This is a genomic window from Marinomonas pontica, from assembly GCF_036322735.1.
GTDB lineage: Bacteria > Pseudomonadota > Gammaproteobacteria > Pseudomonadales > Marinomonadaceae > Marinomonas > Marinomonas pontica.
This window is the reverse complement of sequence record NZ_AP027271.1, coordinates 3,255,307-3,270,750: the sequence shown is the minus strand read 5'-3', so window position 1 is coordinate 3,270,750 and position 15,444 is coordinate 3,255,307. Positions and strand designations below refer to the sequence as shown.

The 15,444-nt window shown below is 46.8% G+C and carries 8 protein-coding genes, 2 tRNA genes and 3 rRNA genes; 11 read left to right on the top strand and 2 right to left on the bottom strand.

All coding sequences use genetic code 11. The annotated features are described in order from the left end of the window. Positions 1 to 7 precede the first annotated feature (7 nt). The 9 genes from ileS (at position 8) to rrf (ending at position 10,443) form a co-directional block, all read left to right on the top strand. Complete coding sequence (gene ileS / locus AABA11_RS15395; RefSeq protein WP_338269287.1) at positions 8 to 2,830, top strand: isoleucine--tRNA ligase; 2,823 nt, start codon at positions 8 to 10, stop codon at positions 2,828 to 2,830. Then, positions 2,830 to 3,333: a signal peptidase II gene (gene lspA / locus AABA11_RS15390; RefSeq protein WP_338269285.1), complete on the top strand. Its 504-nt coding sequence runs from the start codon at positions 2,830 to 2,832 to the stop codon at positions 3,331 to 3,333. Before ileS ends, lspA begins: the two co-directional genes overlap by 1 nt. Next, positions 3,333 to 3,764, top strand: a complete 432-nt coding sequence (locus AABA11_RS15385) for an FKBP-type peptidyl-prolyl cis-trans isomerase (protein ID WP_338269283.1) — start codon at positions 3,333 to 3,335, stop codon at positions 3,762 to 3,764. The genes lspA and AABA11_RS15385 overlap by 1 nt, the downstream gene beginning before the upstream one ends. After that, entirely contained in the window at positions 3,761 to 4,714 is a 954-nt protein-coding gene (gene ispH, locus AABA11_RS15380) for a 4-hydroxy-3-methylbut-2-enyl diphosphate reductase (protein ID WP_338269281.1), read from the top strand. Before AABA11_RS15385 ends, ispH begins: the two co-directional genes overlap by 4 nt. Positions 4,715 to 5,083: 369 nt before the next feature. Beyond that, positions 5,084 to 6,623, top strand: a 16S ribosomal RNA gene (locus AABA11_RS15375). 97 nt (positions 6,624 to 6,720) lie between these two features. Further along, positions 6,721 to 6,797 (top strand) — tRNA-Ile (locus AABA11_RS15370). A gap of 20 nt (positions 6,798 to 6,817) precedes the next feature. Then, positions 6,818 to 6,893, top strand: a tRNA-Ala gene (locus AABA11_RS15365). Positions 6,894 to 7,229: 336 nt separating this feature from the next. Further along, positions 7,230 to 10,119, top strand: a 23S ribosomal RNA gene (locus tag AABA11_RS15360). Between the two features lie 209 nt (positions 10,120 to 10,328). Then, a 5S ribosomal RNA gene (gene rrf, locus AABA11_RS15355) occupies positions 10,329 to 10,443 on the top strand. Together the 16S, 23S and 5S rRNA genes with 2 tRNA genes alongside form the textbook arrangement of a ribosomal RNA operon. A 317-nt stretch (positions 10,444 to 10,760) precedes the next feature. Here rrf and AABA11_RS15350 read toward each other — a convergent pair. Further along, complete coding sequence (locus AABA11_RS15350) at positions 10,761 to 11,720, bottom strand: class 1 fructose-bisphosphatase (RefSeq protein ID WP_338269279.1); 960 nt, start codon at positions 11,718 to 11,720, stop codon at positions 10,761 to 10,763. A 146-nt stretch (positions 11,721 to 11,866) separates the two neighbouring features. Between AABA11_RS15350 and AABA11_RS15345 the strand changes: the two genes are divergently transcribed. Beyond that, entirely contained in the window at positions 11,867 to 12,835 is a 969-nt protein-coding gene (locus AABA11_RS15345) for a zinc transporter ZntB (protein WP_265728735.1), read from the top strand. Positions 12,836 to 12,901: 66 nt separating this feature from the next. Here AABA11_RS15345 and rpiA read toward each other — a convergent pair whose 3' ends face one another. Then, a complete protein-coding gene (rpiA, locus tag AABA11_RS15340; RefSeq protein ID WP_265728736.1) occupies positions 12,902 to 13,573 on the bottom strand; it encodes a ribose-5-phosphate isomerase RpiA in 672 nt (223 codons plus the stop codon). A 267-nt stretch (positions 13,574 to 13,840) separates the two neighbouring features. On the opposite strand from rpiA, the gene ilvA reads away from it, so the two are divergent. After that, positions 13,841 to 15,346 carry a threonine ammonia-lyase, biosynthetic gene (gene ilvA, locus AABA11_RS15335; RefSeq protein WP_265728737.1) on the top strand — a complete coding sequence of 502 codons (1,506 nt, stop codon included), beginning with the start codon at positions 13,841 to 13,843 and terminating at the stop codon, positions 15,344 to 15,346. The last annotated feature ends 98 nt before the right edge of the window (positions 15,347 to 15,444 follow it).

Sequence of the window (15,444 nt, the reverse complement as noted above, 5' to 3'; positions counted from 1 at the left end):
AAAAACCATGAGTGATTATAAACCGACACTGAATTTGCCTGATACTGATTTCCCTATGCGTGGAGATTTGGCAAAACGTGAACCTGCAATGCTGAAGCGTTGGCAGGATATGGATCTGTACAACAAGGTGCGCGAAGTGAGCAAAGGGCGTAAGTCTTTTGTTCTTCATGATGGTCCTCCATACGCAAATGGTAGTATTCACATTGGTCACGCGGTTAACAAAATCCTCAAAGATATTATTGTTAAGTCCAAAACTGTTAGTGGTTTTGATGCGCCTTATATTCCGGGTTGGGATTGTCATGGCTTGCCAATCGAACACAAAGTTGAGCAGCTGATCGGTAAAGCGGGCGATAAGGTTTCGTTTAAAGAGTTTCGCGCGAAATGCCGTGAATACGCTTATTCGCAAATCGAAGAGCAGAAAAAAGACTTTATCCGTTTGGGTGTGATGGGGGATTGGGAAAATCCTTATCTGACCATGAACTTCCAAACGGAAGCGAACATTGTTCGTGCTTTAGGCAAAATCGCTGAAAACGGTCATTTGGTGAAAGGCTTTAAGCCAGTTTACTGGAGCGTGGTTGGCGGTTCTGCTTTGGCGGAAGCGGAAGTGGAATACCAAGATAAAACGTCTTTGTCTTTGGATGTGCGTTATGCGCCTCAAGACGAAGCGGCTTTATTGTCGAAGTTTTCTGATGTGGAAGGTGAAGGTAAGGTTTCTGTTGTTATTTGGACAACCACGCCTTGGACGCTTCCTGCGAGTCAAGCGGTCTCTGTACACCCTGAATTTAACTATGCGTTAGTTGAAGTCGATATGGGCTTGGGCAAAGAGCGCTTGATTGTTGCTGAAGACATGGTTGAAGGTGTGATGTCTCGCTATGGTGTGGCAGATTTCCGTATTGTTGGTCGTGCAGTGGGTGCTGAATTAGCGGGTACGGTATTGAATCACCCGTTCCTAGAACGCGATATTCCCGTTATTTTGGGTGAGCACGTAACAACGGAAGCGGGTACTGGCTGCGTTCATACGGCACCAGACCATGGCGTAGACGACTTTAATGTGGGTCGTGAAAATGGCATAGGTACAATCAATCTTGTTCAAGATAACGGTGTTTATTCCGATGCGGCTGGTGAGTTTGCTGGTTTACACGTCTACAAGGTAGATGGTGCGGTACTCGAAGCGCTAAATCATAATAACGCTTTGGTGTTTGAGTCTAAGATCTTTCATAGTTACCCACATTGCTGGCGCACTAAAACGCCACTGATCTTTCGCGCGACGCCGCAGTGGTTTATCAGTATGACCAAAGAAGGTTTGTTGGATGCTGCCAAGCATGCTGTTGAAGGTGTGAAGTGGGTACCAAGTTGGGGGCAAAACCGTATGGAAGGGATGTTGAATAACAGCCCTGACTGGTGTGTGTCTCGTCAGCGTACTTGGGGTGTGCCGATTGCGCTGTTTATCAATAAAGAAACGCAAGAGCTTCATCCTGAAACACCGCGTTTGATCGAAGAAGTCGCCAAGCGAATCGAAGTGGAAGGCATCGACGCTTGGTTTGAGATGGAAGCAGAAGAGTTGTTAGGAGCCGATGCTGAAAAATACAGCAAGGTTACGGATACGCTGGATGTTTGGTTTGACTCTGGTGTGACGCATTATTCTGTTATCGATCAGCGTGACGAATTGAACTTCCCTGCCGATTTGTACCTAGAAGGTTCAGATCAGCATCGTGGCTGGTTCCAGTCTTCGTTAAAAACGTCTATCGCGATTCGTGGGGTGCCACCGTATAAACAAGTGCTGACACACGGTTTTACTGTCGATGGTGATGGTCGCAAAATGTCGAAGTCTTTGGGCAACGTATTGTCGCCTCAGAAAGTGATGGACACGTTGGGTGCGGATATCATTCGTCTGTGGGTTGCAGCAACCGATTACACCACTGAAATGACGGTGTCTGATGAGATCCTTAAACGTGTGGCGGATTCTTATCGTCGTATTCGTAATACGGCGCGCTTCATGATGGCGAACTTGAACGGCTTTAATCCAGCGACGGATATGGTGTCTTCTAAAGACATGATTGCATTGGATCGTTGGATTGTGGATCGTGCTGCTTTGTTGCAAAAAGAATTGAACACGGCGTACAACGAATATCAATTCCATACGGTGAATCAGAAAATTCAAAACTTCTGTTCAGTGGATTTGGGTGGTTTCTATCTGGATGTCATCAAAGACCGTCAGTACACAACGCAAGAAGACAGCTTGGCGCGTCGTTCTGCGCAGACGGCTCTGTATCATGTGATGGAAGCCTTCTCTCGTTGGGTTGCACCTATCTTGAGCTTTACGGCCGATGAGATCTGGCAAACATTACCAGGTGAGCGTGGCGAGTCTGTTTTCTTGGAAACATGGTACGAAGGCCTAGAAGAACTATCTGGTGATGAGCCAATGGGGCGTGAATTTTGGAAGCAAGTTCTTGAAGCTAAAGTGGCGACGAATAAAGTATTAGAAGCGGCACGAAGCGAAGGTAAAATGAAAGCGAGCTTAAGTGCTGAAATCACACTTTATTGTGATGATGCTTTGCAAGCAACATTGAATCGCCTTGATCAAGAACTGCGCTTTGTTTTGATTGCTTCTGATGTGAAGGTGTTGCCATTGTCTCAAGCAGGTGACGATGCTGTAGCAACAGATCTTGATGGCCTTAAAGTGACTGTCGAGCTAAGTAAGTTCACTAAATGTGTACGTTGCTGGCATCATCGTGAAGAAGTGGGTAAACGAGCTGCGCATCCAGAATTGTGCGATCGTTGCATTGCTAACTTGCCTGACGGGGAAGGTGAACAGCGCCTTTACGCTTAATGACGGCTTTGATTATATGGAAACGAGTTCAGCGCTGGTGGGCGCTGGCTCTGATTCTTTTTGTTTTGGATTGGTTAACAAAACAAGCTATTGAGTCCAATTTATTCTATGGACAAGAAATTGCTGTTTTTCCATTCTTTGATCTGACATTGAGATACAACACGGGCGCTGCTTTTAGTTTTCTTGCGCAAGCGGGTGGATGGCAGCGTTGGTTCTTCTCTTTTATCGCATTCGCTGTGGTTGTTGGTATTAGCTGGCGTTTGGTTAAAATTGCCGATTCAAATCGCTTAGAGTCCTTTGCTCTTACTTTTATTTTGGGTGGTGCGGTTGGTAATCTTTATGACCGTTTGGTTTATGGGCATGTAGTGGATTTTCTGCAGTTTCATTGGCAGCAATCTTGGTATTTTCCTGCCTTCAACTTAGCGGACAGTGCAATTACCCTTGGTGTGATTTTAATGCTGCTTGAAAGTGTTGTGACGAAAAAGCAGGAAGGTGCAAAATAATGAATGTAATTACATCCGCAAGTCGAGTCACTTTGCACTTTGAGCTGTCTCTCGAAGATGGACAAATTGTTGATTCTAACTTTTCTCAGGCGCCTGCGACTTTTGTTTTCGGTGATGGGAGTTTGTTGCCGGACTTTGAAGCGGCTTTATTAGGTATGTCTGCAGGACAAGAGGCCTCTTTTGTTATGCACCCAGAAAAAGCTTTCGGTGCGCATAACGAAAGCAATATCCAGCGTATGCCTCGGTCTCAGTTTTCAATGGACCTAGAAGAAGGCATGGTTGTGTCTTTTGCCGATATGAGCAAAAACGAGCTGCCAGGTGTTATCGCTGAAATTGGTGAGCAGGAAGTGATCGTTGATTTTAATCATCCTCTTGCTGGGCGCTCGCTAACATTTCGAGCTCAGATTGTTGATGTAGAGGAGGTTGCATGAGCTTTGCTATTCAATTAGCGAACCCACGCGGCTTTTGTGCTGGCGTAGATAGAGCAATTGATATCGTCAATCGTTGCTTGGATCTGTTTGAGTCACCAATTTATGTTCGTCATGAAGTGGTTCACAATAAATTTGTTGTGGAGTCACTAAAAGCTCGCGGGGCTGTGTTTGTTGATGAATTGGATCAAGTACCAGACGACAATATTGTTATTTTTAGTGCGCATGGTGTATCAAAAGCGGTTCGAGATGAAGCAGCCAATCGTGGGTTGAAGGTTTTTGATGCGACTTGTCCTTTGGTGACAAAGGTTCACTTAGAAGTCTTGCGCTACTCTCGAGATGGTATGGAGTGCATTTTAATCGGTCACGACGGGCATCCCGAAGTGGAAGGAACGATGGGGCAGTACGATAATCGACAGGGTGGCGCTATTTATTTAGTGGAAAGTCCTGAAGATGTCGAGACTCTTAAAGTGAAAAATCCTGAGCGTCTTGCTTTTGTTACACAGACGACATTGTCTATGGATGATACATCGATTGTTATTGATGCGCTGCGCCAGTACTTTCCGAAAATCAGTGGTCCTAAAAAGGATGATATTTGCTATGCCACTCAAAATCGTCAAGACGCAGTGAAAACCTTGGCGGAAGAGTCCAAGCTAGTGTTGGTTGTTGGTTCTGTTAATAGCTCTAACTCCAATCGTCTTCGCGAATTAGCACAGAGAATGGGTGCAAAAGCTTATTTAATTGATAATGCCAGCGAGATTGACTCCGCTTGGTTGCAGGATGTGGATAGTGTTGGGGTTACGGCTGGAGCGTCTGCACCAGAAGTCTTGATTAACGAAGTGATTGAGCGCCTTATTAAAGAGGGTGGTGATGCTCCACAAGAATTACAAGGTAGAGAAGAGAACGTGTCTTTCTCAATGCCGAAAGAACTTCGTATTGTTGAGGTTCGATAGATTTTTAATTAATTTCAAAATTAATTTAAAAAAGGGTTGCACAAAATCTGTAGATCCTTAATATACGCCCTCGCTGACACGGACAAGGCTTCAGAGCAACGAAGACCAAGTTCAACTAACTAGAAATATAGTTAGCAATTCAGGTTAGCACGCTCTTTAAAATAGATAATCAGATAATTTGTGTGGGCGCTCGCTGGAGGCTTCAGAAGATTGACATTGACTACTTGTTAGTGAATGAGCGATCAAAAAAATTGAAGTCTTGCGAAACGTCTAACACGTCAATTCGCTTTATGTTGGCTTGTTGTTTTTAGGAATGATGAGTCGATTAAGTTATTGTTAGTGTAATAGATTTTGAGTAAGCAAACTTTTTAACTGAAGAGTTTGATCATGGCTCAGATTGAACGCTGGCGGCAGGCTTAACACATGCAAGTCGAGCGGTAACAGGGGAGCTTGCTCCTGCTGACGAGCGGCGGACGGGTGAGTAACGCGTAGGAATCTGCCTAGTAGAGGGGGACAACATGTGGAAACGCATGCTAATACCGCATACGCCCTGAGGGGGAAAGGAGGGGACTTTTCGGAGCCTTCCGCTATTAGATGAGCCTGCGTGAGATTAGCTAGTTGGTAGGGTAAAGGCCTACCAAGGCGACGATCTCTAACTGGTCTGAGAGGATGACCAGTCACACTGGGACTGAGACACGGCCCAGACTCCTACGGGAGGCAGCAGTGGGGAATATTGGACAATGGGCGGAAGCCTGATCCAGCCATGCCGCGTGTGTGAAGAAGGCCTTAGGGTTGTAAAGCACTTTCAGGGGTGAGGAAGGGTGATTGGTTAATACCCAATTATCTTGACGTTAGCCCCAGAAGAAGCACCGGCTAACTCTGTGCCAGCAGCCGCGGTAATACAGAGGGTGCAAGCGTTAATCGGAATTACTGGGCGTAAAGCGCGCGTAGGTGGTTTGTTAAGTCGGATGTGAAATCCCAGGGCTCAACCTTGGAATGGCACCCGATACTGGCAGGCTAGAGTACGGTAGAGGGGTGTGGAATTTCCTGTGTAGCGGTGAAATGCGTAGATATAGGAAGGAACATCAGTGGCGAAGGCGACACCCTGGACTGATACTGACACTGAGGTGCGAAAGCGTGGGGAGCAAACAGGATTAGATACCCTGGTAGTCCACGCCGTAAACGATGTCTACTAGCCGTTGGGTTGTAATGACTTAGTGGCGCAGCTAACGCAATAAGTAGACCGCCTGGGGAGTACGGCCGCAAGGTTAAAACTCAAATGAATTGACGGGGGCCCGCACAAGCGGTGGAGCATGTGGTTTAATTCGAAGCAACGCGAAGAACCTTACCTACTCTTGACATCCAGTGAACTTAGCAGAGATGCTTTGGTGCCTTCGGGAACACTGAGACAGGTGCTGCATGGCTGTCGTCAGCTCGTGTTGTGAAATGTTGGGTTAAGTCCCGTAACGAGCGCAACCCTTATCCTTATTTGCCAGCACTTCGGGTGGGAACTTTAAGGAGACTGCCGGTGACAAACCGGAGGAAGGTGGGGACGACGTCAAGTCATCATGGCCCTTACGAGTAGGGCTACACACGTGCTACAATGGCGTATACAGAGGGCTGCGAACTTGCGAGAGTAAGCGAATCCCAGAAAGTACGTCGTAGTCCGGATTGGAGTCTGCAACTCGACTCCATGAAGTCGGAATCGCTAGTAATCGTGAATCAGAATGTCACGGTGAATACGTTCCCGGGCCTTGTACACACCGCCCGTCACACCATGGGAGTTGATTGCTCCAGAAGTAGCTAGCTTAACCCTTCGGGGATGGCGGTTACCACGGAGTGGTCAATGACTGGGGTGAAGTCGTAACAAGGTAGCCCTAGGGGAACCTGGGGCTGGATCACCTCCTTAAACGATAGAAACCTCTGGTGAGCGTTCACACAAATTATCTGATGACTATGAGTTCTTCATAGTGATATCTACTTTATAAGAAGCACAGAAAGTATTTGGGTCTGTAGCTCAGTTGGTTAGAGCGCACCCCTGATAAGGGTGAGGTCGGCCGTTCAAATCGGCCCAGACCCACCAAATACGATCAAGTAAGTAATGGGGCTATAGCTCAGCTGGGAGAGCGCCTGCTTTGCACGCAGGAGGTCTGCGGTTCGATCCCGCATAGCTCCACCATTTACGGTTCATGATCATTCTGTGTAAAAGCTTTAGCTAGAGTCCTAAGCAAGACGCTAAAAAAAAAGAAACCAAATTAAGATTCTAACGTTCTTAATGTGTTTCTGGTTTTTAGTCTCTGACTTAGTGCTTTGCACTAAACTTGCTCTTTAACAATTCAAATTTTGAAATAGACGATAATCAAGCGTCAAACCGGTGGAAAGCACCTTTAACCTAGGTGACTTTCTAAATCGTAAATCCAGAGGGGAACAAAAGCCCTTTGGTATGTGATCTGAGTGTTGTTTTAATACTGACTCTTCTTAGAGTCGGGAATTAGAAAACTATTTTGGGTTATATGGTCAAGTGACCAAGCGTGCACGGTGGATGCCTTGGCAGTCAGAGGCGATGAAGGACGTGGTAATCTGCGAAAAGGTTCGGGGAGTCGATAAACAGACTTTGATCCGAACATGTCCGAATGGGGAAACCCACTCTACTTGTAGAGTATCCCACAGTGAATACATAGCTGTGAGGAGGCGAACCCGGGGAACTGAAACATCTAAGTACCCGGAGGAAAAGAAATCAACCGAGATTCCCTAAGTAGCGGCGAGCGAAAGGGGATTAGCCCTTAAGTGGTTTTGGTGTTAGTAGAAGGCTCTGGAAAGTGCCGCTGTAAAGGGTGATAGCCCCGTATACGAAAACACCTTAATCATGAAAACGAGTAGGACGGGACACGTGTTATCCTGTCTGAATATGGGGGGACCATCCTCCAAGGCTAAATACTCCTGACTGACCGATAGTGAACCAGTACCGTGAGGGAAAGGCGAAAAGAACCCCTGTGAGGGGAGTGAAATAGATCCTGAAACCGTGTACGTACAAGCAGTGGGAGCGGACTTGTTCCGTGACTGCGTACCTTTTGTATAATGGGTCAACGACTTATTTTCAGTAGCAAGGTTAAGCGTTTAGTGGAGCCGTAGGGAAACCGAGTCTTAATAGGGCGTTTAGTTGCTGGGAATAGACCCGAAACCGGGCGATCTATCCATGAGCAGGTTGAAGGTTGGGTAACACTAACTGGAGGACCGAACCCACATCCGTTGAAAAGGCTGGGGATGACTTGTGGATAGGAGTGAAAGGCTAATCAAGCTCGGAGATAGCTGGTTCTCCTCGAAAGCTATTTAGGTAGCGCCTCGTATCTCACCATTGGGGGTAGAGCACTGTTTGGGCTAGGGGGTCATCCCGACTTACCAACCCCATGCAAACTCCGAATACCAATGAGTGCAATTACGGGAGACACACGGCGGGTGCTAACGTCCGTCGTGGAAAGGGAAACAACCCAGACCGTCAGCTAAGGTCCCAAAGTGCCAGTTAAGTGGGAAACGATGTGGGAAGGCTTAGACAGCTAGGAGGTTGGCTTAGAAGCAGCCATCCTTTAAAGAAAGCGTAATAGCTCACTAGTCGAGTCGGCCTGCGCGGAAGATATAACGGGGCTCAAACTGGCCACCGAAGCTACGGATGCTTAGTTTACTAGGCATGGTAGAGGAGCGTTCTGTAAGCCGTTGAAGGTCAAGCTGTAAGGCAGGCTGGAGGTATCAGAAGTGCGAATGTTGACATGAGTAACGATAAGGGGAGTGAAAAACTCCCCCGCCGGAAGACCAAGGTTTCCTGTCCCATGTTAATCAGGGCAGGGTGAGTCGGCCCCTAAGGCGAGGCAGAAATGCGTAGTCGATGGGAAACAGGTTAATATTCCTGTACTCGTGCATATTGCGATGGAGAGACGGAGAAGGCTAGGCCAGCACAGCGATGGTTGTCTGTGTTTAAGGCGGTAGGTTTAGGGCTTAGGCAAATCCGGGCCCTTTTAAGACCGAGAACTGATGACGAGCCCTCTTTTGGGCGAAGTGGTTGATGCCATGCTTCCAGGAAAAACTTCTAAGCTTCAGATATGCAGGAACCGTACCCCAAACCGACACAGGTGGTCAGGTAGAGAATACCAAGGCGCTTGAGAGAACTCGGGTGAAGGAACTAGGCAAAATGGTACCGTAACTTCGGGAGAAGGTACGCCGGCCGGTGTGAAGGACTTGCTCCGTAAGCACTAGTCGGTCGAAGATACCAGGTGGCTGCGACTGTTTATTAAAAACACAGCACTCTGCAAACACGAAAGTGGACGTATAGGGTGTGACGCCTGCCCGGTGCTTGAAGGTTAATTGATGGGGTTAGCGCAAGCGAAGCTCTTGATCGAAGCCCAAGTAAACGGCGGCCGTAACTATAACGGTCCTAAGGTAGCGAAATTCCTTGTCGGGTAAGTTCCGACCTGCACGAATGGCGTAACGATGGCCACACTGTCTCCACCCGAGACTCAGTGAAATTGAAATCGCAGTGAAGATGCTGTGTATCCGCGGCTAGACGGAAAGACCCCGTGAACCTTTACTATAGCTTCACAGTGAACTTTGAACCTACTTGTGTAGGATAGGTGGGAGGCTTTGAAGTGCAGACGCCAGTTTGCATGGAGCCACTCTTGAAATACCACCCTGGTATGTTTGAGGTTCTAACTCAGGTCCGTAATCCGGATCGAGGACACTGTGTGGTGGGTAGTTTGACTGGGGCGGTCTCCTCCCAAAGAGTAACGGAGGAGCACGAAGGTGTGCTCAGCATGGTCGGAAATCATGCATAGAGTGTAAAGGCAAAAGCACGCTTAACTGCGAGACAGACACGTCGAGCAGGTACGAAAGTAGGTCTTAGTGATCCGGTGGTTCTGTATGGAAGGGCCATCGCTCAACGGATAAAAGGTACTCCGGGGATAACAGGCTGATACCGCCCAAGAGTTCACATCGACGGCGGTGTTTGGCACCTCGATGTCGGCTCATCACATCCTGGGGCTGAAGCCGGTCCCAAGGGTATGGCTGTTCGCCATTTAAAGTGGTACGCGAGCTGGGTTTAGAACGTCGTGAGACAGTTCGGTCCCTATCTGCCGTGGACGTTTGAGATTTGAGAGGAGCTGCTCCTAGTACGAGAGGACCGGAGTGGACGAACCTCTGGTGTTCCGGTTGTCACGCCAGTGGCATTGCCGGGTAGCTATGTTCGGACGGGATAACCGCTGAAAGCATCTAAGCGGGAAGCCTCCCTTAAGATAAGATCTCACTGGGACATAAGTCCCCTAAAGAGCCGTTCGAGACTAGGACGTTGATAGGTTGGGTGTGTAAGTGCTGTGAGGCATTGAGCTAACCAATACTAATTGCTCGTGAGGCTTGACCATATAACACCAAAGTGGTTTTTTAAAAAATCGCAGACACAGATTACGATACAGCATCAGCAATGATGAGCATCGGTTTGATACTTGGTTATCGCTATTTCAAAAAAGAATTGTTAAAGATCCAAGCACGTATTCGCGTGTTTTGAGTCAAGCTAACCTTAAAAGGTCAGCGCACAACACAGTGCAGCTCAGAACAAACGCAAAACGAATTGCTTGACGGTCATAGAGGCGTTGAACCACCTGATCCCATCCCGAACTCAGAAGTGAAAAGCGCCATCGCCGATGGTAGTGTGGGAGATCCCATGTGAGAGTAGGTCGTCGTCAAGCTTTAAACAAAGAGAAACCCCATCCTGCTATGCAGGGTGGGGTTTTTTCGTTATGGGCAGTCATCAACATCACTTTCACCACGCGTGAGGCACTATATGAAGCTCATGCTGGGACACACATGCCATTGTTAGCATGCCTACTGAACTAGTGGCGATTCATACCGTTCTTCACTTGAGTCCGATGATAAGTAAATGGCGTATTTGCTTCTATCGTGTGGGGATAGAGTTATTAGACAATAAAAAAGGCCGCGTAGGCGACCTTTTGTTATTAACTCGTTAAGTTATGCACTCAAAATAAAAAATACACCCTTTTGTATGTTAATAAGTTAAACACTTATCCACTTCGTTTGCTGCACCTAAAATAACCGCTACACGTTGATGAATGGCTTCTGGTTGAATATCTAGGATACGTTGAGTATGTGTATGCGCTTTGCCGCCAGCTTGCTCAAGAAGCATGGCCATTGGGTTGGCTTCGTACATTAAGCGTAATTTGCCAGCTTTAGACGGGTCCTTGCTGTCCCAAGGGTAGATGAAAATACCACCACGACAAAGAATACGGTGAACATCGCCGACCATAGCGGCTACCCATCGCATGTTGAAGTTTTTGTCACGAGATCCATCTCGACCTTGTACAAGATCATTTACATAGTTTTGGATATTTGCTGACCAGAACCTTTGATTGGACATATTGATGGCAAACTCTTGTGTTTCATTCGCTACTTTAACGTTTTCAGTCGTTAATGTGAAAACATGGTTCGTTGTGTCATAAGTGAACATGTTAACGCCATTGCCTGTTGTTAGAACCAGCATGGTTGATGGGCCATACAGAACATAACCCGCAGCGACTTGCTCTTTGCCTGGAATTAAGAAATCAGCTTCAGTTGCTGGTTTGTCACCTGTTTGTCGATAGATCGAAAAAATAGTGCCAACCATAGCGTTGATGTCGATGTTAGAAGAGCCGTCTAATGGGTCAAAGGCAATGAAGTATTCCCCATCTGTATTAGCAGGAACGATGTAGTCTTCTTCCTCGGATGCAATTGCTCTTACAGCAGGGCAAGCAAGCAAGGCGTCTTTTAACATATCATTTGAAATAACGTCTAATTTTTTTTGCTCTTCACCTTGAACGTTTTCATTGCCAGCCATGCCTAAAATACCAGCAAGAGAGCCTTGTTTCAGCGCATCAGAAATGTCGATACAAGTATTGGTCGTGACCGTTAATACTGTTTGTAGAGATTGAGGTGTCGCGCTGGATGCTAAAACATCGGTTAGGTTTGGCATGGTTTGACTGGTCCTTGTTATTTGAGGTTGTTGAAATTATGCCATTCTCGTTATTAAGTGTCAGCCAAGCGGGTGAGATGAGAGCAAAATAAATAGGGAAATCGACTGTTTTCGGATAATCTACGCAAAAAATGAGAGGAAAGGATATGTCGTCATTTGTTATACATAACTTAGAGCTTGATGGTTTAGGTGGTGCAACTCAACTCACCTCAGCCGAGCTTCCGACCACTTTGCCGAGCCAGGGCTGTCGGTGGGTGCATTTAGATTGCAGTGAAGAAGAAGGTCGAGTGTGGCTATCTAGTTTGAATGATATACCAGAAACGGCCGTTGAAGCGTTGTTTGCCGAAGAAACTCGTCCACGCACGGTGAAAATGGGCAAAGGTTTATTATTAACCTTACGTGGAGTGAACTTAAACCCTGAGTCTAATCCGTCCGATATGGTCTCACTGCGCCTTTGGGTGACGCCTCATTTCATTGTATCAAGCCGACGTCGAAAACTATTGTCCGTTCAAGATGTCGTAAAAGATCTATCCAATAATGAGGGGCCAGTTAATACCGCTGATATTGTAGCGACCTTGACGGAAACGCTAACAGGCCGAATGGCAAAAGTCATTACTGGCTTAGAAGATGAGTTGGCGGATTTAGAAGAAAGCATTGGAGAAGGAATTGAAGCTGGGCAGCGAGACTCATTGGTGCAGCGTCGATTGGAAACCATTCGACTGAGACGATTTTTGGTGCCTCAGAAAGAAGCCATCAATAAATTGGCGCAGGAATCTATTGCGTGGATGACACCAGAGCAAACAGCACAGGTGCAAGAAGCTGCCAACGATATCACTCGCTATGTGGAAGGGCTGGAATCCTTGCGTGAACGTTGTTTGCTGATGCAAGAAGAGTTTGCCAACTTACAGTCAGAAAAGATGAACGCACGAATGTATGTCTTGTCCATCCTATCTGGTATTTTTATGCCGCTAGGTTTTTTAACGGGCTTGTTTGGTATCAACATTGGTGGAATGCCCGGTACGGAAAGCAGCATGGCCTTCTGGCTGTTTTGCGTAGTTTTGGTGGTCTTAGGCGGTGGTCAGTTCGTGTTAATGCGAAAAAGTCGCTGGTTTTAAGGACATATTTTAAATGATTTAGCTTGATTCAACTCCTCGCTGTGTCGAGGAGTTGAATCGGCTGTACTATTTCTTTAGCGTCTTGATACCGTCTTTGGTTGCAAGCAAAAGCACATCCGCGGAACGTTTGGCGAACAAGCCATTTGTTACCACACCAACAATACCGTCGATGCTTTTCTCTAAGGCGACTGGGTCTAGAATTTCTAGATTGTAGACATCCAAAATATGGTTGCCATTGTCGGTAACAACGCCTTCACGATAAACCGGATCACCGCCTAATTTTACCAGTTCACGTGCTACATGGCCGCGTGCCATTGGAATAATTTCTACAGGAAGCGGGAAGTCACCAAGCACATTAACAAGCTTCGATTCATCGGCAATACAGACAAATTCATCACTGCAAGCCGCGACGATTTTCTCACGAGTTAACGCCGCACCGCCGCCTTTGATCAAATGAAGGTTGTCATTCGATTCATCAGCACCATCGACATACACACGTATGCTGTCAACGCTGTTCAGGTCAAAGACAGGAATGCCATGTTTTTTTAGACGCTCCGCAGAAGCTTCTGAGCTGGCAACTGTGCCGTCAAATAGCCCTTTGTGCTTAGCCAATTCGTCAATGAAGAGGTTGGCCGTTGAACCTGTGCCAACGCCGACAATGGTATCGGTTTCTAGCATAGGAAGAATGTAGGCAACCGCCGCTTCTGCAACCGCTTGTTTTAATTCATCTTGAGTCATGGTGATGTTCATCTTCTATTGTAGTTTTTGCTAGGGGGAAATGGTGTTTGAGATCACATTATAATCGCTTCATCTATTGATTGTTACCCTGACTTACTCCGCCATTTACGGATTTTATGCGATTTTGATGTGTATATAGAGGGCTTCGGTCTTTGCGCCTCGAGGGGTGAAAGAGTATATTTCCTACTCGGTTTTTTTTGACTAGCAGTCAGCGTAGGTGCCGTTAAGAATACCGCGTTGTCGATCTATATTCGTTTAGGAAATATTATGCCCCATACCATGATCAAAAAGATTCTACAGGCACGCGTTTATGACGTCGCCGTAGAAACACCACTGTCTCGTGCCAATCAATTGTCGAATCGATTGGGCAACGAGATTATTTTGAAGCGAGAAGACTTACAGCCTGTTTTCTCCTTCAAAATTCGTGGGGCATACAACAAAATTTGTCAGTTAACACCGGAAGAACGCGCCCGTGGCGTGATTGCCGCATCGGCAGGAAATCATGCACAAGGTTTGGCTTTGGCGGCGAAAAAGCTGGGTATTCAAGCCACGATTGTGATGCCAGCAACCACACCGGAAGTGAAAGTCAGCGCGGTGCGAAATCATGGTGCGGAAGTGGTGTTGTTTGGTGATGCTTTTGATGAAGCGTCGGCAAAATCTCGTGAAATTATGGAAAAAACCGGCCAAGTTTATGTGCATCCTTTCGATGACTTAGACACAATCGCAGGTCAAGGAACCATCGGCATGGAAATCCTTCATCAACATGAAGGCAATATTGATGCGATTTTTATCCCTGTTGGTGGCGGTGGTTTAATTGCCGGTGTCGCAGCTTACATAAAATACCTGCGTCCAGACATCAAGATTATCGGTGTTGAGCCACAAGATGCGGCGTGTTTGAAAATTGCCTTAGAAAAAGGCCAGCCTACTCGATTATCGACGGTGGGCATTTTTGCTGAAGGTGTTGCGGTGGCTGAAATTGGTCAAAATACCTTTGCGATTGCCAAAGACACCGTTGATGAAGTAATCACTGTAACCACAGACGAAATGTGTGCAGCGATTAAAGACATCTACGACGACACGCGTGCGATTACCGAACCTGCAGGTGCCTGCGCCTTGGCTGGCTTGAAAAAGTACATTGAGCGCGAAGACGCAAAAGGCCAAACGCTCATTGCCATCAACAGTGGCGCGAACGTCAACTTTGATCGCTTGCGCCATGTATCAGAACGCGCAGAATTAGGTGAAAAACGCGAAGCCATTATTGCGGTGAAAATTCCTGAGCACCCTGGTAGTTTTAAAGACTTCTGCCAAGCCTTGGTTGGTCGTAATATTACAGAATTCAACTATCGTTATGGCGATGACCAAGAGGCGGTAATCTTTGTTGGCGTTGCCTTAGGTGGCAGCCCCCATAGCCGTAAAGAGCTTTTAGACGATTTGAAAGACTATGAAATCGTGGATTTGACTGATGATGAAACCGCTAAAGTACATGTTCGCCATATGATTGGTGGGCATTTGCGCAGCGATAAAGGCGAGTTGCTTTATAGCTTTGAATTCCCAGAACGTCCAGGCGCGTTGCTAAAATTCTTAAACACGCTTGGTGGCCAATGGAATATTTCCATGTTCCATTACCGCAATCATGGTGATGCTTATGGTCGCGTTTTGGTGGGCTTGCAAGCGGTCGGCGAAGAAACGGACGTGACACATTTCTTGGATGAGCTTGGTTATCCTTATCAAGACGAAAATAACAACGACGCTTGCAAGCTGTTCTTTCGCTAAAAGCGCGAAAATCGGTTATCATTAGTGCCATTATTTTTTGAATTCAGCCCTCTCATTGGTGACAGTGAGAGGGCTGTGTGATTCTAATATGTCGCTAT

Coding starts and splice junctions, on each gene's coding strand:
- ispH (WP_338269281.1), top strand. CDS start 3,761: ATGAGCTTTGCTATTCAATTAGCGAACCCACGCGGCTTTTGTGCTGGC.
- AABA11_RS15385 (WP_338269283.1), top strand. CDS start 3,333: ATGAATGTAATTACATCCGCAAGTCGAGTCACTTTGCACTTTGAGCTG.
- lspA (WP_338269285.1), top strand. CDS start 2,830: ATGACGGCTTTGATTATATGGAAACGAGTTCAGCGCTGGTGGGCGCTG.
- ileS (WP_338269287.1), top strand. CDS start 8: ATGAGTGATTATAAACCGACACTGAATTTGCCTGATACTGATTTCCCT.
- AABA11_RS15345 (WP_265728735.1), top strand. CDS start 11,867: ATGTCGTCATTTGTTATACATAACTTAGAGCTTGATGGTTTAGGTGGT.
- ilvA (WP_265728737.1), top strand. CDS start 13,841: ATGCCCCATACCATGATCAAAAAGATTCTACAGGCACGCGTTTATGAC.
- AABA11_RS15350 (WP_338269279.1), bottom strand. CDS start 11,720: ATGCCAAACCTAACCGATGTTTTAGCATCCAGCGCGACACCTCAATCT.
- rpiA (WP_265728736.1), bottom strand. CDS start 13,573: ATGACTCAAGATGAATTAAAACAAGCGGTTGCAGAAGCGGCGGTTGCC.